The organism is Jiangella rhizosphaerae, assembly GCF_003579925.1.
In the GTDB taxonomy this organism is placed as follows: Bacteria; Actinomycetota; Actinomycetes; order Jiangellales; family Jiangellaceae; genus Jiangella; species Jiangella rhizosphaerae.
Window position 1 is genome coordinate 1 of the sequence record NZ_QUAL01000427.1, and the last position, 20,508, is coordinate 20,508.

A 20,508-nucleotide genomic window follows, 5' to 3' on the forward strand; every position below is an offset into this window, starting at 1 on the left:
CGAGCGCGACCGCGTGGCCGCGCCGGCGGGCGGCGGCGTGGCTCGGCGGCGTGGGCAGCGGCGTGGCCGGCCGTCGCGGCTGCAGCCCGTGGTCACGGTGGTCCTGGTGGCCGTGCTGGTCGGCATCCCGATGTGGCTGGTCGTCATGACGGCGGGGAAGTCGCAGGGCGAGGCGCTCAGCCCGAACCTCGCGCCGCCCACGGACTGGCAGCTGTGGGAGAACTTGCGCGAGGTGTGGGACCGCGGCCGCATCCCGTCGGCGTTCGCGGGCAGCCTGCTGGTCATGGTGCCGGCGGTGGCCGGCGTGCTGGTGCTCGGCTCGATGGCCGCCTGGGTGCTGGCCCGGCGCACCGGCCGCGCGTACGCCGTCCTGTACGCCGCGGCGATCAGCGGCATCGTGCTGCCGCCCGCCGTCGTGACGATCGTGCTGCTGCTGCGCCAGCTCGGCCTGGCCGGCACCGCCGCCGGCATGATCGGCGTCTACGCCGGGATCTACCTGTCCACGGTGATCTTCTTCGTCACCGGCTTCGTCCGCACCATCCCGCTGGAGCTGGAGGAGGCCGCCCGGGTGGACGGGGCCGGCCCCGTCAAGGTGTTCGTGCGGATCATCCTGCCGCTGCTGCGGCCGGTGCTGGCGACGGCGACGATCCTCATCTGCCTCTACGTGTGGAACGACGTGTTCTACGCGTTCTTCGTGCTCGGCGGCCGCCTGGACACGCTGCCGCTCAACCTGTTCCAGGTGGCCAGCGCCGGGCTCTACCTCAACAACTGGCACCTGATCTTCATGTACGTGGTCCTGATGAGCCTGCCGCTGCTCATCGTGTTCGTCGTGGCCCAACGGAAGATCATCTCCGGCATCACCAGCGGCGCGGTCAAGTAGCTCCCTCGCACCACACCCTCCGCACCATCGACGACGACGGAAAGAGGAAGGTCATGCGAACGTGGATCGCACCCATCGCAGCGTTGAGCGTCGTGGCCGGCGCGCTGGCGGCGAGCACGCTGCCGGCCCCACCGGCCCGTGCCGACGACGCCCAGCAGCTGGTCGTGGACCTCGGTGAGCGCACCGGCCCGTTCCTGGGCGCCGGCAGCGGCACGCTGTACGGGCTCAGCGACGACGGCGTGCCCAGCGACAACACCCTCGAACCGCTGCGCCTGCACAGCATCGCGCAGAAGCCGCCGGCCGGCGCGCAGCACCCGAACGGCGACGCGCTGGTGGTCGCCGACCCGTTCTTCCGCAACGGCGGCGAGTACATCCAGATCTACGTGCAGGACATGTACGCGCAGTGGACCTACGAGAACCCCGGCGGCGTCATCCCGTGCAACGACGTCTGCTTCACCGACTACATGCAGAAGCTGGCGTGGGTGGTCGACCAGGTGACGGCCCGCCCCGACGCCGACCGGTTCGTGTACGTCCTGTTCAACGAGCCCGATGGCATCTGGTACAACCTCAGCACGGGGAACGCCACGGCCTACCGCACGCGCATGGACGCGTTCCTGCGGCACTGGAAGCAAGCGGTGGAGTACGTCCGTGCCCACCACCCCGGCGCCCGCGTCGCCGGCATGAACGACGCCACGTTCCGCGAGCGCAACTACCGCGACTTCCTCGCCTTCGCCCGCGACAACGACGTGCTGCCCGACATCACGTCGTGGCATCAACTGCCCTCCAACAGCCTTGATCCTGCCAGCGGCAACTACTTCCGCAACACCTACGCGACCTACCGTGCGCTGGAGCGCGAACTGGGCATCGACCCCCTCCCGATCGAGATCAACGAGTACGGCGGCAACCGCGACCTCACCGTCCCCGGCCAGCTGATCAAGTGGACCGCGATGTTCGAGGAGGCCAAGGTCGCCGCCGGCGGCAAGGCCTACTGGACCGCGGCCGGCGGCCAGGCCGGCGACGTCGTGCAGACGAACAAGCCCGGCGGCGGCTGGTGGTTCTACAAGATGTACGCCGACCTGCACGGTGGCGACACCGTCGCCGTCACCCGGCCCGGCACCACCACCGTCGATGCGCTCGACGCCATCGCCGTCGTGGACGACGACCGCCGGCAGGCCCGCATCATCACCGGCGGGACGGCCGAGCCCGTCGACGTGGTCGTGAACGGCGTCGACGAGGAGCTGTTCGGCGAGACCGTCCACGTCGAGGTCCGGGCCACCACCTGGAGCGGCCAGAACTCCGACGCGCCGCCGCCCGAGGTGCTGCACCGCGCCGACGTGACACCGGCGGGCGGGACGGTGACCGTGCCGATCCGCGGGCTCGGCGCGCATGGCGACGGCGGCCCGAACGTCGACCGGATGACCGCCTACGAGATCGTGCTGTCGCCCGGCGGCAGCGGCAGCCGGGAACCGGTCGAGCGGCCGTGGCGGGCGACCTACGAGGCCGAGAACGCCGCCATCACCGCGGGCACCGTCCACACCCAGGGCACGCTGCAGAACTGGAACGCGGCCGCGGCGTCGGGCAACCGCGACGTCGGCTCGCTCAACCGGCCGGAGAGCGCCGTCACGTTCACCGTCGACGTCCCCGCCGCCGGCGACTACCGCCTCGGCATCATGTACGGCAACCAGACCGGGCAGCCGTCGCAGCAGGTGCTCACCGTCAACGGCGCCGCACCGCGGTTCGTCGGCTACGAGGCGACCATGAACTGGACCTGGCGGACCCGCGCCGACGTGGTCGTCGCGCTGCGGGCGGGGCGGAACGAGATCCGGCTGGCCGCGTCCGATCCCACGCTGGGCCGCGCCATCGGCGAGGCGACCCTGGACCGGATCGACCTCGAGCAGCTGGGTGGCGACGGCGCGGCCGAGCCGGCCCGCACCTACGAGGCCGAGCTGGCGCAGACCAGCGGCGCCGTGGGCTACGAGTACGACCGCGGCGACCAGTCCGGCGCCGGCCACGTCGTACTGCGGCGCGGCGCCGAGGCGCTGGTCACCGTCTACGCCCAGCGGGACGGCTACTACGACCTCGACTTCCGGCACAGCAGCCCGGGCCTTCCCGGCTCGGAGGTCGCGCGGATCGGCCTGGACCGGCGGCCGATCGAGGGCGGCGTCCTGACGGCGGCGCCCGGCGGCGGGTTCTGGGACACCGACCGGCACCGGCTGTTCCTCTCGGCCGGCGTCAACCGCGTCACCGTGACGCCGACCGGCCCGACCCCGGTGCGGCTCGACGCGGTCACCGTCACCCCGGCCGTCGACGGTCCGCGGCCGGTGACCGTGGTCGAGGCGGAGGACGCGACGCTCGCCGGAGCGGCCGAGGTCAGGCCGCACCGCGCCGCATCGGGCGGCTCGTTCGTCGGCGGCGTCGGCAACGGCCCGGGCAACTCGGTGACGCTGACCGTCGACGCCGTTGAAGCGGGTGAGCACCTGCTGGTCGTCCACTACGCCAACGACGAGCGCGACACCGGGCACCCGTACAACGCCGACATCATCTCCCGCCCGATCGACGTGTCGGTCAACGGCGGCGAGCCGCGGCGACACTGGTTCAAGAACACGTGGTCGTGGGGCAACTGGTGGGCCCGCGGCGTCCCGGTGACCCTGGAAGCCGGGCGCAACGAGATCACGCTGTCCAACGACCCGGCCAGGAGCGCCACGGCGACGGAGTGCCCGCAGCCGTGCCGGCCGACGCTGGACAGCCCGTGGGCTCCGGATCTCGACCGATTCGAGATCGCCCCCGTCCGAGTCGGCTGAGTTCTCCGCCACCTGATCCTTCGGGTCCGGCTCGCTCCGCATGAGGGGGGCGAGCCGGCCTCGGCCAGGCGCTCGTCACCGGAACTGACCGGCGTGCTCGCGCGCCCAGTCGCCGAGTGCGGGCGGGGTGCCCCGTGACCTCGGTGACGGTCGGCAGCACCGGCGACTCGTCGATGGTGCCGTTGACGTAGAAGTCGAAGAACGCGTCGACGTACTCGGCGGGCATGGTGCGCTCCATGCTGACGCGCGCCTCGTCGTCGGGCTGCGGCCGGAAGACCAGCTCCCGCCCGAGGGCGCGTCCGAGATCGGCGACCTGTTCGGCCGGCGTCATCGGCCGCGGGCCGGTCAGCGGCAGGATCTGGCCGGCGTAGTCGTCCGTCAGCAGAGCCGCGGCGGCGACGTCGCCGATGTCGGCGGGGTGAAGGACGGCGGAGCGGCGCTCGGCGAACGGGGCGGTGACGGTGTCGCCGGCGATGATCTGATCGCGCCATCGCAGGGCGTTGGACGCGAACGCGACCGGACGCAGGATCGTCCAGTCGACGCCGGAGGAGCGAACCGCCTCCTCGCTGGCGGCCATGTAGCGCGCGATCGCGTTTCCAGGTGCATCGACCCCGGCCGAGCTGCCGGTGAGCTGGACGACGCGACGCACGCCCCGTCGGGAGGCCTCCGCCAGGACGCCGGGCATGTCCGCGTACCCCGGGAGCAGGAAGACGCCCTCGCATCCCTCGAGGGCCGGTGCGAGGGATGCGGGATCGTCGAGGTCTCCGCGGACCGCGGTGACACCCTCCGGGAGGGAGGAGGTGTCGTCGCGGACCAGTCCTCTCACGTCCACCTCCGCTGCCAGGAGGGCCTTGGCCACCTCCCGACCGGCGTTGCCGGTCGCCCCTGCCACCAGGAACATCACTGCCTCCTTGCTGTCGCACGATGACATCTGGCCGAGCCCGGCCTCAACGGCTCACGAGCGTCTCCCGCTCGACACGGGAGAGCTTCTCAGGATTGCGCACGATGTAGAGCACGCTGATCAATCCGTCGTCGATCCGCATCGCGACGACATTGTCGATGTGCCCGTCGAGACGGATGATCAGCGCCGGTCCGCCGTTGATCCGCGCCGGCTCGGCCGACAGGCCGCCGCCGATCCTGGGCAGGCCGACCTCGAGCATGCGCGCCACCCGGTCAGCCCCCACGATGGGTCGCACCGCGACCTGCACGACTCCGCCACCGTCGCCCAGGGCGACGACGTCCGGTGCGAGGATGTTCATCAGCCGTCGCAGGTCACCGGTTTCGATCGCCACCTGGAACGCCTCGAGCGCGTTCTGAGTCTCGGCGGGTGACACGTCCCCGCGCGGTCGGCGCGCCGCGACGTGCGCTCGTGCCCGGTGCGCGATCTGGCGAACCGCGGCCGGGGTCTTGCCGACGGCGTCCGCGATGTCGTCGTACCCCACATCGAACACGTCGCGGAGCACGAACACCGCTCGCTCAGTCGGCGCGAGCGTCTCCAGCACCAGCAGCATCGCCATCGAGACGCTGTCGGCCAACTCGATGTCCTCCGCGACGTCGGGCGCGGTCAACAGCGGCTCGGGCAACCAGGGCCCGACATAGGACTCCTTGCGCCGCCGCAGCGTACGCAACCGGGTCAGCGCCTGGCGGGTCGTGATCCGCACCAGATACGAGCGCTGATCCCGCACCGTGTCGAGATCGACGTCCACCCACCGCAGCCAGGTCTCCTGCAGAACGTCCTCCGCATCGGCCGCCGAGCCCAGCATCTCGTAGGCGACGGTGAACAGCAGGTTGCGATGCGTCACGAACGCACGGGTGCTGCGTTCCATCACGACGGGGCTCCTGCCTGCTCGTGGACGACGGTGCCAGACATAAGACGCCGGTCCTCATCGCTGTGTGACACCCGCGGGCCGGTGGCGCAGCTCACATCGACGAGCTGTCACACGGATCGGGTCGGCGGCGCCTTGTGTTCGCCGACGTGCGCGGCATTCGACACCACCTGCGTTGAGAGGAATCCATGCGTACCAGCCCACCTGATGACGTGGCATCGGCGGACCGGAGCGGCGGAGGCCCGCCGGATGCTCGTCAACTGCGCTCGATCCTGATCGCCGTGTCGATGGCACTGATGGCCGTCATCGCCTCGGTGTCCGGGCTGAACGTCGCGCAGACGCACATCGCCGTCGACCTGCAGACCTCGCAGACCACGGTTTTGTGGATCATCAACATCTACACCCTTGCGCTGTCCGCGCTGCTGCTGCCGCTCGGCGCGATCGGTGATCGTCTGGGGCGCAGGCCGACGCTGATCGCCGGGTTGGTGATCTTCGGTCTGGCGAGCGTGGTCTCCGGCCTCGCACCCACCGCTGAGGTCATGATCGCCGCGCGGGTGGCAGGCGGCGTCGGGGCGGCGGTCATCATGCCCGTCACCCTGGCCGTGATCACCTCGACCTTTCCCGAGGATCAACGCGGCAAGGCGATCGGCGTGTGGACCGGCGTGGCCGGGGGCGGCGGGATCCTGGGCATGTTCCTGTCGGCCCTTCTGGTCGACGTCGCCGACTGGCGCTGGCTGTTCGTCCTGCCCACTGCCCTGGTGGTCGTCGCCCTGGCCATGACGCTGGCGTCGGTTCCCAACTCCCGCGAGCGTTCCGCCCACGCATACGACACCGTGGGCGCCTTGGTCTCGGTCGTCGCCGTTGCGGGCCTCATCGTCGCCCTCCAGGAGGGACCGGAGCGCGGCTGGACCGCGCCGGCCACGCTGATCGGCATCGCGGTCGGCCTGGTCGCCACGGCCGGCTTCGTGTCCTGGGAGCTGCGCCGCAAGGACGGCGCGCTACTGGACGTACGCCTCTTCCGCGAACGCGGCCTCGCCGGCGGCTCGGCCACGCTGGTCGCGGTGTTCGGCGTCCAGTCGGGCATCTTCGTGGTCCTCTTCCCGTTCTTCCAGGCCGTGCTCGACTGGTCGGCCCTGCTGTCCGCGGCGGCGCTGATGCCCATGGCCGCCGCGATGATGACGGCCTCCGGGACGGCTCCAAGGCTGGCTGCGCGGATCGGCCCCAGACCGACCATGACGGCCGGGATCGTGTCCACCGGTGGCGGACTAGCGCTCATGTCCCTGTCGGTCTCCGTCGGCGGCGGCTATCTGTCGGTCCTGCCCGGCATCATCGTCATGGGCATCGGCATGGGCCTGGCCATGGTGCCATCCACCGAGGCCATCACCCGCTCCCTGCCGCGCGAGAGGCAGGGCGTCGCCTCGGCCCTCAACGACGTCACCCGTGAATTCGGCACCGCACTCGGCGTCGCCACGCTGGGCGCGATTCTCACCGCCGGCTACCGCGACGCCATCGACGACCAGCTCCACGGCGTGCCGGCGGCGACCGCGGACACGGCGCGGGAGGGCATCGCCAACGCCGTCGAGGCAGCGGGCAGCGCGGGCCCGGACGCGCACCACCTCCTCGACGCCGCGAGGCAGTCCTACGTGGACGGATGGCAGCAAGCCATGTGGGTCGGCGTCGCTGTCATGGTCGCGCTCGCCGCCTACATCGCCCTGCGCGGCCCGAAGAACACCCGCCCAGCGCCTGCGCCGGACACCGCAAGAGAGGACGGTTGCGTCGCAGGGTGATGGCCGCCGGGGGCTGCGTCTTCTGCAGGACGCGGCGGGCGGGTGCTGACGATGACCAGGGGAAGGTCGTAGGGACGCGGCGCGACCAGGCGGAGTTTCGCGTCAGTGCCGAATACGGTGGAGGCGGGCGGTGATCGGTGTCCGCGTCACTCGCATGCGGCCGATCTGCGATCCGTGCCCGATCGCCGGGGTAGACGTCTCGGCCGGGACGGCCCGCGAGGGATACGGCCGGGGCGACGTCTGTCTCAGGGCGGGAGCCGACGAGGCGAGGAAGCTCTGGCTGCGTGTGCGGATTCTGTGCGGGATGTTTGCCGCGGGTTCCGTGGCTCGGAAGGGTGGGGGAGCGCGCACCGATGGCCGGTGCGTAGCGCGCGGGTAGCCGCGCACTGATCGACGCATGTGATGAGGAGTTCCCGCACAGTGAGAACGCAGATATCGCACCGGCCGGCGAGGTCGAGGAGGCGCTCCGTTGCTCTGGGGATGATCGGAGCCGTCGGTGCCCTGGCACTCGGAGGGATCACCCCAACGGCCGCCTTCGCCGCAACACCCGATGGCACCTATGCGGGCGAATCCGGCGAAGGCTATGGTTTCGAGCTCACGGTCGAGGGAGGCAGCGTCACCCACGTCTACACGCAGACGACGGTCTACTGCTGGCAGACCGGCTCCGTCTTCCCCTGGCCGATCACGGAGATCCCGGTGACGCCCATCGCGGAGGACGGGTCGTTCTCGGTGGAGTGGGAGGTCGAGACCGATCTTTCCGACCCAGGCGAGGACCCGGAGATCTACACGTCGGAGTACGTCATGACCGGCCAGTTCACCGAGGACGGCGCGCTCACCAGCGTCGGCGAGAACACGGTGGATTCGGGAACCGGCTGCAGCGGTGACTACACCTTCTCCGCGGCGTTCGATGGCGAGCTCCCGGATCCCGAGCCCGAACCCGATCCGGAGGCCTCGGTCGACGTGCCGGAGCTGACCGAGTCCGATCTGGCCGATGTCGGCATCGGGATCACCGGCACCGGCTTCCCCGCCGACGCCGTGGTGTCGCTGACGGTCGACGGTGAGGAGGTGGGTTCGGAGACCGCGGACGCGGATGGGGCGGTGTCATTCACCTTCAAATCCTCGACGCTCGCCGTCGGCACGCACGAGGTGGTGCTGACGTCGGGTGAGTGGTCGGCGTCGACGTCGTTCACCGTGATCGAGGATCCGGCCGATCCGGAGCCGACGCCCGATCCGACGACCGATCCGGAGCCGACGCCTGACCCGGAACCGACGACCGATCCGGAGCCGACGCCTGACCCGGAGCCGACGTCCGACCCGGAGCCGACGTCCGACCCGGAGCCCTCTCCGGCCGACGAGAGTGGCGATGACGAGCTGCCGGTGACGGGCTCGGATGACGCTGTCATCGCGCTGATCGCCGGCATGCTGCTGACCGCGGCGGGTGCGGCCCTGTTCGTCGCCCGGCGTCGGCTCGCGTAGCCCGTGACGGGCGGGACGCCGCTTCCGGAACAGGCCTGTGCCACGCCCGGAAGCGGCGTCCTCCCTTGGTCGTCCCCCGTTAGCGTGAGGTCATGTCTGCTTCCCTGGACGATGTCGCGATGCAGTTGCGCACGTGGCGACGTGAGGACGGCGATCCGTCGTTCGGCGAGATCGCGCGGCGGGTCGGGGCTCTGCGCGCGAAGAGTGGCACAGCGGCGGGCGTGCCGGGCCGCAGCACGGTGTATGACTGCTTCCGCGACGGGCGCCGCCGCATCGACGTCGCACTGGTGGTCGACATCGCCCGCGCACTGCACGTGCCGGACGAACAGGTCCCGGAGTGGCGTGCGCGCTGTGTCGCGGCTCGGCATCCCAAGCGTCGAGAGCTTCCCGTCGCGGTGCAGCGAGGCCGCCCCGTGCGGGTCGAACCGTTCACCCGTCGGCTCGACGCGATCCTGCCGGAGACGTCAGTGCTCATCACGGGCATGCCCGGGGTCGGTAAGACACAGGCCGCCACGGATCTGGCGTGCCGCCTGATCGACCGCGGCCGCACCGCCGATGCACTCGTGCTGGGGCTGCGCGGCGGTGACGAGGGCGCGTTTCCGTCGGCGGACAGCATCGTCGACGCAGCATGCTCGGCGCTCGGTGCGCGAGCGACAGGTTCTCTCGGTGACCGTGTCCGAACCCTCGGCGACGCACTGCGGGCGCATCGGTGCGTCCTCGTCGTCGACGACGCCTCGCACGTGGATCAGGTCGCTCCCCTCCTGGCCGGGATGGGCGGCGTCCCCGTCATCGTCACGAGCCGTGTCGCGCTCGAACTGCCGGGCTGCCTGCACCTCCCTCTGGTCCGCTGGGAGGTACGCGAGATCGTCGAACTCATCGCCGGGATCGCCGGTGCGCGACGGATCGCCGGCGAGCGCGACGCCGCCGAGCGGATCGCCGAGCTCGTCGACGGGATCCCGCTCGCTGCCGCGGTGGTCGCCGCGCGCGTGCGCGACGACGGTGAGTGGTCGCTGTCCGACGTCGTTGACGCGCTCCAGGAGGACCTCGGCGCAGTCGACGACGCCGTGCACGCCTCCATCGCGGCCACGTATCGCGTTCTCGACGCCCAGGCGCGAAGGCTGCTGCGCTACGCCGCGATGCAGCCCTGCGCGGACCTGACGATCGACCAGCTCGGCGCTCTCGTCGACCTCGACGCCGCCGATGCGGAGCAGGTCGTGGCTGTGCTGGAAGCCTCCTACCTCATGCATCGCGGCCCATCGGGACGGGCCGCGATGCATGCGCTCGTTCGTTCCTTCGCGGCCGCTCGGGCGCGTCGCGAGGATCCTCCCCGCGCGCGTCACGCGGCTCTGGACCGGCTGGCCGCACGCTTCATCGGCGAGGCATGGAGCGTCGCAGCGCAACGCGCAGGCCAGGCCGAGCCCGGGGCGAGCAGGTTCGGCACCGACCTCGTCGAGCTGACCGGGGAGGACGTCCCTGAGTGGCCCCTCGCCAGCGGCCTGTCAGCGGCGCAACTCGTTCTCGAACGGGCCGAGCGGAACCGGTCCGCCGTCATCGATCTCGCCGAGGCGTGTGCCCCGACCTTCGAGCATTCCGGGATGGGCCGGCTCGCGATGCAGCTCAGCACGCGGGCAGTGGAGGCGGCCCGGCACATCGGGGATCGCGAAGGCGAGGCTCGAGCCGAGCTGAGCATCGGAAGCCTGGCTGTGCGTCGAGGAGAGTCCGACGCACGAACGCACCTCGAGCGAGCGCGGGTGCTGGCGAGGGACGCGGGCGTGTCCCGTCTCGAGCTGCGCGCCGTGAACTCGCTGGCCGTGCACGCCGCCCAATCCGGCGATCTCGCGGAGGCCCTCACCCAGTTCCGCACGGCCCATGCCGTGGCGAAGGAACACGGCTTCGACGACGTCGAACCGATGCTCCTGGACAACATCGGCATCACTCTCAGACGTCTTGGACGGCTGGACGAAGCACTCGAGAGCGCCGAATCGGCGTATCTCGCCGCGCTGGCGCTGGGACACGTCCCGTGGGCCGCCTCGGCGCTGTCGAATCTCAGCGAGGTGCAACTACTGCTCGGCGATGCGAAGGCGGCCGAGGCGTCGGCGACCCGAGCGATCGAGCTGGCGGGCCATTTCGAGACGCGCGTCATCCACGCCTACGCCGCCACCAACCTCGGAGCCGCGCTGGCAGCGCAGGGACGGTTCGCGGAAGCGATCCTCCGCCACGGGGACGCCCTTCGGCTCGCCGAGGGATTCGGCTGGCCGGATCTCGAGGCATCCGTGCTCGTGAATCTCGCCCATGCTCGGCTCGCGACCGGAGCTCCCGAAGATCGGGCGCGGACGCGTGAGATCCTCGGTCGTGCCGTCGAGCTGTCCGAGGGCTTTCCGATGGAGCGCGGCCGTGCCTTGCACGCCCTCGGCCTCGTCGCTCTGCAGGAGGACGACCCCGAGCGCGCAGAGAAGCTCTTCCGTGATGCGCTTGCCGTGATCGGGGCCGCTTCCGGTCCCGAAGCACAGCGGATCCGCACCGACCTCGAGACCCAGCTCGCCCTTTAGGGCTACGTCGATGGCCGCGAGCAGGTCAGGACGTCGTACAGGTCGGCGAGGTCGTCGATGAGCGCCGCGGGTCCGGCGTCGGCGAGCGCCGCGGCGGGGCGGTAGCCGCCGGTGACGCCGATCGGCAGGAACCCGGCCGCGTGAGCGCATTCCAGGTCGTATTCGGTGTCGCCGACGTAGGCGGCGTGCGTTCGCAGGCCGCGGTGGCGGTGCAGCGCGTCGCCCTTGTCCGCCGCATCCGTGACGACGATGTCCAGGTCCGCCGCCAGGCGGCAGGCTCGCAGGTCGGCTCGGACCGCCTGGGCGCCGGCGGCTGACACGACGCCGACCAGGGCCCCGCCGGCCCGCAGCCGCCGCAGCAGGGCGGCCGCTCCTGTCCGCAGCCGGGGTGGCCGGCGGGCCATCTGCGTGTTCCAGTCGGCGACGGCGCCGGCGAGGTCGGCTGGGTCGACGCCGATGGCCGCCATGAACGCCGTCATCGGCAGCCGGAAGCTCCCGGCGAAGGCGGCCGCCGTCAGCTCCGGCAGCCCGCGTGTCCGGAGGACGGTGTTGGTCGCCTCGCGGGCGCGTTCGGCGTCGTCGGCGAGCGTGCCGTTCCAGTCGAACAGGACGAGGAGGTCGCTGGCGCTCACGTGGCCGACGCCGCGGAACGCGAGGCGAACAGTTCGTCGGCGGTGCCGAGGTAGCGCCGTCCCGGCCCGCCGAAGACCGCGACCCGGCCCGGCGAGCAGCCCAGCGGCACGGTCTCGCCGGCGCGTACGCCGACGTCGGCGGCACATCGCACCGTCACCGTGTGCCCGGCGAGGGAGACGTGGACGATCTTCGACGGGCCGGCCGGCTCGACCAGAACGACGACGCCATTCGCGGTCCACGGCGCGTCCCGGGTGAGGGACAGGTGCTCGGGCCGGACGCCGAGGGTGACGTCGTGGTGCCCGGACGGCGGGAGCACGGCGAGCAGGGTGCGGTGCGCGGTGCCGTCGAACTCGGATCGGAAGAGGTTCATCGGCGGGCTGCCGATGAAGCCGGCGACGAACTCGGAGGCGGGCCGCTCGTAGAGGTCGTCGGGGGTGCCGAGCTGTTCGATCCGGCCGGCCCGGACGACGGCGATGCGGTCGGCCATCGCCATCGCGTCCAGCTGGTCGTGCGTGACGTGCACGGCGGTCGCCCCGGCGTTGCGGAGGATCGCCGCGATCTCGACCCGCAGCTCGGCCCGGAGCTGGGCGTCCAGCCCGGACAGCGGCTCGTCCAGCAGCACGACGCCCGCCCTCCGGGCCAGGGCGCGGGCCAGTGCGACCCGTTGCCGCTGGCCGCCGGACATGGCCCGGGGCAGTCGGTCGAGCAGCTCGGTGATCTGCAGCCGTTCGGCGACGTCGCGCGCCCGATCGCGTGCCTCGCTCTTGGGCATGCGCAGGCCGTGGGTGAGACCGAGGGTGATGTTGCGTTCGGCCGACAGGTGCGGGTAGAGCGCGAAGTGCTGGAAGACGATCGCGACGTCGCGCTCGTGGGTGGCCCGGTCGCGCTGGTCGACGCCGCCGATGACGACGCTGCCGGCGTCGGCGCGCTCGAGCCCGGCGACGACCCGCAGCAGGGTCGACTTGCCCGAACCGGACGGGCCGAGGACGACCAGGCTCTCGCCTGCCGCGACGTCGAGGTCGACGCCGTCGAGTGCCCGGACCTGGCCGAAGGATTTGGTGAGCCCGCGCAGGGTGACGGCGCTCATCGGGCCACCAGCGCGTCGATCTGGGCGGTGGTGTCCGGCACGACCGTGTCCAGCGGCTCGCCGTTGGTCAGCCGCTGCACCATCTCGGTGAGCAGGGTGTTGACCCGCGGGGTGTTGTCGTCGTGCCAGCCGCCCCACGGCGTGACCTTGCCGTCGTAGCGCCAGGCGTAGCCGACGGGGGTGTCGGCGAGCGGGTCGGCGGCGAGCTCCTCGGCGGCTTGGGTGTCGACAGGGGCGTAGCTGTACTGGCGGGCGCTGTCGGCGATGATCTGCGGGCTGAGCATCGTGGTGATCATCTCGTTGGCGTAGGCGGCCCGGCAGGCGTCGTCGGAGAGCACCATCCAGCCGTTGCCGCCGGCCGGCAGCACCGGGCTGCCGCCGTCGGGCACGGGGAAGTCGCTGACCGTCCATTCGAACGCGTCGCCGACGGCCTGGCCGATGGAGACGGCCGATGCCGGCGAGGTGACGAGGTACGCGAGCTGGCCGGTGGTGAACAGCTCGGTGGCGTCGAGCGCGCCGACCGGGGCGATGAGGTCTTCGGCGGCGAGGTCGGAGTAGACCGAGAGCGCCTCGTGGCCTTCGGGGGTGTCGAACCCGGCGGTGCCGTCGTCCTCGACGAAGGTGACGCCGGCGCTCTGGATGAACGACTGCGCGACCCAGTCGGCGATGCCGTCGCGTGGGAGGCTCACCGGCGCGTTGCCGGTGGTGGCGCGGATGGCGCGGGCGGCGTCGACCAGTTCGCTGGTGGAGTCGGGCAGCTCGGTGACGCCGGCGCTCTCGGCGAGGGTCGTGTTGGTGTAGAGGACGGCCATCGACACCTGGAACGGCGCGATGTAGGGCACGCCGTCGACGGAGCCGGCGTCGAGATAGGACCGATCGTAGGTGGCCGGCAGCGTGTCGGGGTCGAGCGGGACCGGCTGGTAGCGGTCGACCCAGAAGCGGACCTGCCCGAGTCCGACCATGCCCACGTCGGGGCGCGACCCGGCGGCGATGTCGGTCACCATCTGCTGGGTGAGGTCGTCGTAGCTGGCGGTGCCGACGAGCTTGAGATCGACGGTGAGACCGGGGTGGCGCTGCTCCAGTTCGGCCTTGGCGGCCTCGGCGGGCACCTTGCCCTGGTCGGCGAACATGGCGGTGATGGTGACGCCGTCGGGGTCGCAGGCGTCCAGCGCCGCGGCGTCGGCGACGGTTCCGGAGTCGTCGCCGGAGCCGCAGGCGGCGACGGCGACGGCGGTGGCGGCGCACAGGCTCGCCAGTCGCAGGGAGCGGCGCGAGGTGAGGGACATGGCAGAGCTCTCCTCTGGAGTCGGGTACGGGTGGTCAGCCGGGCAGTTCGCCGCCGGCGATCCCGGCGACGAACCGGCGCTGGGCGACCAGGAACAGGACGACGATGGGCAGGGTGACGATGACGGCGGCGGCGGTGAGCGCGCCGTAGTCGGTGCCGGTGTCGGCGTTCTGGAACGTGGCCAGCGCCAGTGGTGGCGTGTACAGGCCGGGATCGCGGGCGACCAGCAGCGGCCACATGTAGTCGTTCCAGTGCACGAACACGGAGAACACCGAGAACGTCGCGATGGCCGGCGTGCTCAACGGGACGACGATGCGCAGCAGCGTCTGTGCCGTGCCGAGGCCGTCGGCGCGGGCGGCCTCGAGCAGGCTGTCCGGGATGGTGGTCATGAACTGCCGCAGCAGGAACACGCCGAACGCGCTGGTGGCGAACGGCAGGATCAGCGCGGTGAGGGTGTTGGCGAGACCGGCGGAGCCGATGCCCAGGTACAGCGGGATCGCGGTGGCCTGGCTCGGGATCAGCAGGCAGGCGAGCACGACGCCGTACAGCACGCCGCGCGAGGCGAAGCGGAGCTTGGCGAACGCGAACGCCGCGGGAATGCAGGTGAGCAGCTGCAACGCCAGGATGCCGGCGGTGACCACGGCCCCGTTGAGCATGGCTCGGCCCAGATCGGCCTCCTGCCAGGCACGGGCGTAGTTGCCGAGGTCGAGGGTGCTCGGCAGGAACGAGAGGCCGTCGACGTAGACGGAGTCCGCGCCGGCGACGGAGGTCCGCAGCATCCAGTAGAACGGGAAGACCGAGACGGCCACGGCGAGGACCGCCAGCCCGGCCCGCAGCGCGCCCCTCATCGCCGGGCTCCCATCAGCGAACGACGCCGCCACACGCCGATGCCGATCAGCACGGCCAGCACCAGGACGGACAACGCGGCGGCCTGGCCCAGCTCGAAGTAGCCGAAGCCCAGCTGCCACGTCATGGTGAGGACGGTCTCGGTGGCGTACAGCGGGCCGCCGCCGGTCATCACGTTGACGGTGTCGAACACCTGGACGGCACCGAGCACTGTCATGACGGTGGCGAACACGACGATGGGGCGCAGCAGCGGCAGCGTGACCGTGCGCAGCTTCGCCAGGCCGCGGATGCCGTCGGCGGCCGCGGCCTCGTGGACGGCCGTCGGGATGCTGGTGAGCCCGGCGAGGAACAGCACCATGGTGAGCGCCACGCCACGCCAGATCCCGACCGCTGCCACCGTCGGCAGCGCCAGCCGTTCGTCGCCGAGGTAGTTGAGCGGGCCGAGCCCGGCCAGGCCCAGCAGCTGGTTGGCGAAGCCGCCGTTGAGCGCGAAGATCCACCGGAACACGACGGCCATCGCGACGAGGTTCGCGGTGAACGGCAGGAACAACAGGGTTCGGAGCACGGCCCGGCCCCGCCCCATCGATTCGACCAGCAGCGCCAGCCCGAGCCCGATCGCCAGTGACGGCACGATCGTCAGGACGCAGTAGACGAGCGTGTTGCGGACCGACCGCAGGACGACGTCGTCGCCCAGGATCGCGGCGAAGTTGTCCAGCCCGACCCAGGTCCAGCGCACACCGCTGGTGAGGTCGATCTCGAAGAAGCTGCCGACCAGGGCCAGGACGCCTGGCGCCAGGACGAACAGCGCGATCAGGGTCAGGGCGGGCGCGATCAGCAGGAACGCCGTCCGGGTGGTGCGGCGGTCGTCGCGGACGGAGATCGTCATCGCAGCCGCGCCAGGTCCAGGGCGGTGATCCGGCCGCCGACGTCGACGACGTAGGCGAGGTCGCCGGCGATGGTCACCGGCGCGGCCACCGGGCTGCCGACCTCGATCTCGGCCACCGGTTCGCCGGTGGCGGCCGCGACCACGTGCAGGTAGCCGTCCAGCCCGGGCGCCACCAGCAGGTCGCCGCCGGCCGCGGGCAGCAGGGACGGCTCGGCGAACAGCGCGTGCGGGGTGCGCCGGTAACTCGTCATCGCCAGCGCCGAGGCGTGGCCGAGCTCGCGGCACCACAGCTCGCTGCCGTCCTCGCGGGACAGCAGGACCAGGCCGCGCCCGGAGTCGACGACGACGATGCCGTCGGCCGTGGCCAGCGGCGTGGCCGGGTTGAACGGCAGGCTGCGCGGCACGGCCCACCGGGTCTGTCCGGTCTTGGCGTCGACGGCGGTCAACGTCCCGGTTGCCGGGACGTACAGGCAGGCGCTGACGTCGTCGTACAGCGGCGTGCCGAGCGCGGCCTCGCCCAGCATCAGCGCGGCGTCGCGGGGCTGGTCGTCGGGCCACCGGGTGTCGCCGGTGAGCAGGTCGAGTCCCATCAGCCGTGGGGCCGGGACCGCGCCGACGACCACCACGTCGCCCGCGGCGACGGGTGCGGCGTGCGCCACGAGCGTCTGATACGGGGACAGGTCGGTCCGCTCCCAGACGAGCGCGCCGGTGGCGGCGTCGAGGGCCCTCAGGTGCGACATGTCGCCGACGATCACCAGGTCGCCGGCCACGCAGGGCGCGGTCCACGCGAACAGCCGCAGCGGATCCGGGGACGGCACCCGCCAGCGCGGGCCGCCGTCGTGCAGGCCGACCGCAACCGTGTCGCCGATGACCTCGGTGGCGATGACTGTGTCGCCGTTCACGGCGGGTGTGGACTTGACCGCCGAATCCAGCGGCAGGTCCCAGAGGAGCCGCCCGTCGGCGGGGACGAGGGCCCGCAGACCGCCGGCGGGCTCGTCCTCGTGCTTCACCGCGGCCAGGAGGACGCCGTCGTGCACGCGCACCGCCGCCCGGTGCCCTGCGCCGGGCAGCTGGTGCGTCCAGCGCACGCCCGGACGCCGCTCGGCTGACGCCGGCGGCGCCGGCACCGAGAACGTGGCCGTGCCCCCCGCGTGCGGCGTAACGGTCTGGGTGCGCAGCGAGATCTCCTCGCCGTCCCAGGTCACCACCCGGTAGGACGGCGGGGAGAAGTCCAGCCCCGCGAACAGCGGCGTCGGGGTGTTGACGTGCAGCGTGCCGCCGACACGGACCACCCGCGAGGTGTGGCGGTGGCCGGAGAACGTGGCCAGCGGCGGCCGCGGTGCCACGTCGAGGATGGACGTCCACGGCTGGTCGTGGGAGAGCAGGATCCACGGGGTGCCCGGCGGGATCGACTCCAGGTCGGCGAGCAGCCACGCGTTCTGCACCGCGTCATCCAGGCCGAGCTCGTGGGTGTGCCAGTCGACGGTGACGACGTGCAGGCCGGGCAGGTCGAAGGAGTACCAGCGCGGCCCGATGTTGCGCTCGTACCCGGCCGGGTCGCCGGTGTTGATGAGGTAGTCGTTGCGGCTGACCGCGACGCCGAGTTCGCCGGCCATGTGGTCGTGGTTGCCCGGCACCAGGTGGACCGGCAGCGGGCTGCCCGCGAGCGCCAGGCGCAGCGCCTCGAATTCCTCGTCGACACCCAGGTCGGTCAGGTCGCCGGTGGCGATGACCGAGCTGACGTCCGGCGCCCGCTCCGGGACAGCGGCGAGGAACCGGCCGAACGCCTCGCGGCTGCCGAGCTCGACCGGCTGTGGGTAGATGCGGGCGCCGTTCGTGGTGCTGACGTGGGTGTCGGAGACGTGCACGAACCGGTACGGGTAGACGTCGCGGTCCGGCACCAGCGTGAAGACCGGGTCGACGGCGTCGGCGGCGACGAACCAGCGCTCGCACGTCCAGCCCGCCGGGCGGGTGATGAACACGTGCGGGCGGGTCGGGGTGAGGGTGAAGCGCCCGCGGGAGTCGGTGGTGGTCACGGTGGCGCCGTCGCTGACGAGGACGCCGGGGCGGCCCCGTCCGTCGGCGGAGACGACTGTTCCTTGCATGCGGAAGCCGGCCTTTCGGCTCGATGGGTCTGCGTCTGGGGTCGGAGAGGTCAGATGCGGTGATCGGTGAGGACGTCCGCGGAGGCCTCGCGGGCGGCCTGTGCGCCGGGGTGGCGCATGCCGACCAGGACGACGATGGCGTCGAGCACCGCGAGGTGCACGATGCGGCTGGTCATGGACTCGATGCGGTAGGAGGTCTCGCGGCTCCCGGCGACCAGGGCCAGCTCGGTCAGCTCCGTCAGCGGCGAGCTGGCAAAGCTCGTCAGCGCGACGGTCGTGGCGCCGGCGGCCCGTGCGGTCCGGACGGCGGCCAGCGTCTCCCGGGTGGAGCCGGTGTGGCTGATGGCGAAGCAGACGTCGTTCGGGCCGAGCATGCGCGCCGTGACGTCCTGGACGTGGACGTCGGCCGGCGCCAGTGCCGGCAGACCCACGGTGGTGAGGCGGTAGGCGATGTCCCCGGCCAGCGGAGCGGAGGTGCCCACGGCGACGAAGAGGACGCGGCGCGCCGCCAGCAGCCGCTCGACGACGGCGTCGAGCACCCGCGCGTCGAACGAGCGCGATGCCTCCTCCAGTGAGGCCGCGCTCCCCGCGAGGACCTTCCGGGCCACCTCGGGTGCGCCATCGCCCGGATCGATCTCATCGAGCACCTGATGCTCGACGGGGATGGACTCGCGCGCCAGACGCAACTTGAGATCCTGGAAGCCGCGCAACTCCAAGCTCCGGCAGAACCGCATGACCGATCCCACCGAGGTTCCGGAAGCCTCGGCGAGCTGGGTGACGGACAGATGAATGACGTCGACCGGGTTGCCCAGGATCGTCCGAGCCACCCGCTGCTCGGCCGGCGCCAAACCCGTGGAACGGGTCCTGATCAGCTCCAACATCGGCACGGCGGGCGTGGTCGTCGTCATGCCTGGAAACTTAGGAGCCGTCGGTGAACGACGACCGACGCCGGGCGGAACGATGGAGAACGGTTCCACCTCGCGAGCGTGACCGGAACAATCTTCCGCTGCGCTCATGTCATCGCCCCAGCGGCCATGACCGCCCGGGCCCGCCTCTCTGTGCGCCTGGCGTTCCGTCACTGCGGGCGAGGCGACCGAGGGATCTTGACGGGCGACTCCGGCCCTCATTACCATACCTTATGGTCGACCGTAATTCAATTTACGGGCGTACTTTAAAGGTTGTCATCGACGGCAACGCGCCCTGCGGCGGTCGGTCCTCGGAACGGAGGATGACGATGACGCTTCTCGCTCGCCCCAGGCTCCTCGCGGCTCCATCGCGCGGTCGCACAGCGCTGTGGCTGGCCGCGGTCGCCGCCCTCGTCGCGGCCTTGACCGCGGCGCCCGCGACGCCCGCGTCGGCCGCCGCTCCCGAGTTCCCCTACTCCTTCACCGCATCGAGCAGCGGCAACATCCTCTCCGTGCCGGGCACGCAGAAGTCCTTCACGCTCGCGGCGGGCGAAGCGGTCTACCTCTCCACCAGGAACGTCTCCAACACGCTGCTCACCTCGCTGCGATCGATCGACAACCCGGGAACGACGTTCCTGCTCTCGTGTTGGAAGGCCGGCGAGTCGGCGACCAACCAGAACGGCGTCTACTCGGGTCAGAACACGGATACGCCGACGGAGACGACGGTCGCGGGCTACATGCGGTGGCTGCTCGTCGCCCCGACTGCTGGGACGTACACCTGCGAGCTCCAGGTCTCGAGTTACGCCCGCGCCGACACGATCACCTATGCCGGTGGGCGGATCCACATGCGGGTCAACGCCGGCGCCGAGATCCTGCACAGCTATGTCGGGCCCACAGAGGTGGTCCAGAGCGCGGTCCACTGGGCGATGCCGAACGTTCCGCGAGAGAGCGAGTACGTCCTGTGGAGCGGGATCAAGCAGCTCAACGGCTACACCGTGCCGATCACGCCCGGCACCGACACCATGACCATCGTGCAGGACGTCAACATCACGACGTGCATCGCCGGCGACTCGGGGACCTGGCCGGCGTGCGCGGGGGGATCGGGTGGGAGCACGATGCGCACCTGGATCGACGCTCAGCCGCAGTACGCCAACGGCACCGCGTGCGGGCCGCTCATCAAGGGGCCGGTCCGGTCGACGTGGATCAGCCCGGACCGCCACCACAAGCCGGTGACCGACACGCTGGTCATCCCGCGGTCGAGCATCGGCGCCGGCTGCACGCACGTGCGCACCTCCCTCAAGGTCGAGCACGGCGGCGGAGCGCAGGCCGTGCTCCATGCCCACTGGGCCGGCGCGACCGGCGGTAACCGGCCGACGTACGGGGTCGCCTACCAGCACTGACCGACACCACGCCGAACGCGGCCGGCGCCCGACGAGGGCGCC

14 protein-coding genes and 1 pseudogene are annotated in these 20,508 nt (G+C 71.6%); 6 read left to right on the top strand and 9 right to left on the bottom strand.

The window, feature by feature from the left end; all coding sequences use genetic code 11:
* The first annotated feature begins 79 nt into the window (after nucleotides 1-79).
* Both DY240_RS29095 and DY240_RS29100 read left to right on the top strand, forming a co-directional pair.
* On the top strand, nucleotides 80-880 hold the full coding sequence (locus DY240_RS29095; RefSeq protein WP_407659435.1) for a carbohydrate ABC transporter permease: 801 nt from the start codon (nucleotides 80-82) through the stop codon (nucleotides 878-880).
* A gap of 53 nt (nucleotides 881-933) precedes the next feature.
* Nucleotides 934-3,681 (top strand): CBM35 domain-containing protein, encoded by a 2,748-nt coding sequence (locus DY240_RS29100; RefSeq protein WP_119663140.1) that lies wholly within the window; start codon nucleotides 934-936, stop codon nucleotides 3,679-3,681.
* Nucleotides 3,682-3,955: 274 nt separating this feature from the next.
* On the opposite strand, the pseudogene DY240_RS33605 reads toward DY240_RS29100, so the two are convergent.
* Together DY240_RS33605 and DY240_RS29110 are read right to left on the bottom strand one after the other, a co-directional pair.
* Nucleotides 3,956-4,612: pseudogene (locus tag DY240_RS33605) on the bottom strand (SDR family oxidoreductase); the annotation flags it as partial.
* A gap of 16 nt (nucleotides 4,613-4,628) precedes the next feature.
* On the bottom strand, nucleotides 4,629-5,507 hold the full coding sequence (locus tag DY240_RS29110) for an RNA polymerase sigma-70 factor (RefSeq protein ID WP_119663141.1): 879 nt from the start codon (nucleotides 5,505-5,507) through the stop codon (nucleotides 4,629-4,631).
* Between the two features lie 188 nt (nucleotides 5,508-5,695).
* Between DY240_RS29110 and DY240_RS29115 the strand changes: the two genes are divergently transcribed.
* From DY240_RS29115 to DY240_RS29125, 3 genes are all read left to right on the top strand, one after another.
* Nucleotides 5,696-7,294, top strand: a complete 1,599-nt coding sequence (locus DY240_RS29115) for an MFS transporter (RefSeq protein WP_119663142.1) — start codon at nucleotides 5,696-5,698, stop codon at nucleotides 7,292-7,294.
* Between the two features lie 696 nt (nucleotides 7,295-7,990).
* Entirely contained in the window at nucleotides 7,991-8,770 is a 780-nt protein-coding gene (locus DY240_RS29120) for an LPXTG cell wall anchor domain-containing protein (protein WP_233552921.1), read from the top strand.
* 92 nt (nucleotides 8,771-8,862) lie between these two features.
* Nucleotides 8,863-11,319 carry a tetratricopeptide repeat protein gene (locus DY240_RS29125; RefSeq protein ID WP_147375577.1) on the top strand — a complete coding sequence of 819 codons (2,457 nt, stop codon included), beginning with the start codon at nucleotides 8,863-8,865 and terminating at the stop codon, nucleotides 11,317-11,319.
* Between the two features lie 2 nt (nucleotides 11,320-11,321).
* Here the strand turns inward: DY240_RS29125 and DY240_RS29130 are convergent, their stop codons facing one another.
* Genes DY240_RS29130 through DY240_RS29160 form a run of 7 tightly spaced genes read right to left on the bottom strand, consistent with a single transcriptional unit; the run spans nucleotide 11,322 to nucleotide 19,069 of the window.
* Nucleotides 11,322-11,951, bottom strand: a complete 630-nt coding sequence (locus DY240_RS29130) for an HAD family hydrolase (RefSeq protein WP_158603049.1) — start codon at nucleotides 11,949-11,951, stop codon at nucleotides 11,322-11,324.
* The gene (locus DY240_RS29135) at nucleotides 11,948-13,039 is read right to left on the bottom strand and encodes an ABC transporter ATP-binding protein (protein ID WP_119663146.1); all 1,092 of its coding nucleotides are present in this window, start codon (nucleotides 13,037-13,039) and stop codon (nucleotides 11,948-11,950) included. The genes DY240_RS29130 and DY240_RS29135 overlap by 4 nt, the downstream gene beginning before the upstream one ends.
* A complete protein-coding gene (locus DY240_RS29140) occupies nucleotides 13,036-14,325 on the bottom strand; it encodes an extracellular solute-binding protein (protein WP_119663147.1) in 1,290 nt (429 codons plus the stop codon). The genes DY240_RS29135 and DY240_RS29140 overlap by 4 nt, the downstream gene beginning before the upstream one ends.
* Nucleotides 14,326-14,359: 34 nt before the next feature.
* Nucleotides 14,360-15,172, bottom strand: coding sequence for a carbohydrate ABC transporter permease (locus tag DY240_RS29145; RefSeq protein WP_119663148.1), 813 nt, complete (start codon nucleotides 15,170-15,172; stop codon nucleotides 14,360-14,362).
* On the bottom strand, nucleotides 15,169-16,056 hold the full coding sequence (locus DY240_RS29150; protein ID WP_119663149.1) for a carbohydrate ABC transporter permease: 888 nt from the start codon (nucleotides 16,054-16,056) through the stop codon (nucleotides 15,169-15,171). Before DY240_RS29150 ends, DY240_RS29145 begins: the two co-directional genes overlap by 4 nt.
* Nucleotides 16,053-18,161, bottom strand: coding sequence for an outer membrane protein assembly factor BamB family protein (locus DY240_RS29155; RefSeq protein WP_119663150.1), 2,109 nt, complete (start codon nucleotides 18,159-18,161; stop codon nucleotides 16,053-16,055). The genes DY240_RS29150 and DY240_RS29155 overlap by 4 nt, the downstream gene beginning before the upstream one ends.
* Nucleotides 18,162-18,211: 50 nt before the next feature.
* Nucleotides 18,212-19,069, bottom strand: coding sequence for a MurR/RpiR family transcriptional regulator (locus tag DY240_RS29160; RefSeq protein WP_199702699.1), 858 nt, complete (start codon nucleotides 19,067-19,069; stop codon nucleotides 18,212-18,214).
* Between the two features lie 326 nt (nucleotides 19,070-19,395).
* Here DY240_RS29160 and DY240_RS29165 point away from each other — a divergent pair, with 326 nt between their 5' ends.
* Nucleotides 19,396-20,466: a hypothetical protein gene (locus DY240_RS29165; RefSeq protein ID WP_147375578.1), complete on the top strand. Its 1,071-nt coding sequence runs from the start codon at nucleotides 19,396-19,398 to the stop codon at nucleotides 20,464-20,466.
* Nucleotides 20,467-20,508: the final 42 nt, after the last annotated feature.